General features: G+C 62.2%; 1 pseudogene. It reads right to left on the reverse strand.

Annotated features, from left to right (window positions below):
* A pseudogene (gene cobB / locus BST12_RS29985) lies at positions 1–205 on the reverse strand (NAD-dependent protein deacylase); the annotation flags it as partial.
* Positions 206–267 lie beyond the last annotated feature (62 nt).

The raw sequence follows: 267 nt of genomic DNA on the forward strand, positions 1-267 counted from the left end.
GCCCGTCGTTGGGTTCGACGTTGGCCACCAGATAATGGCGCCATAGGTACCATCCCCAGACCCGCTCGGGGTTGCGCAGCCAGCCTTGCGTGCTGGACAGCTCGTAAGGGTCGAATCGGGCCCACAATCCGTTCTTGTCATCGCGGAACGTCGGTACACCGCTTTCCGCGGAGATCCCCGCGCCGCTGAGCACCGCCACTCGCATCCCACAAACATAGCTGTGCTTGGTAGATACTGGGTACGTGGAGCTGCGGGATTGGTTACGGG

The organism is Mycobacterium angelicum, from assembly GCF_002086155.1.
In the GTDB taxonomy this organism is placed as follows: Bacteria; Actinomycetota; Actinomycetes; order Mycobacteriales; family Mycobacteriaceae; genus Mycobacterium; species Mycobacterium angelicum.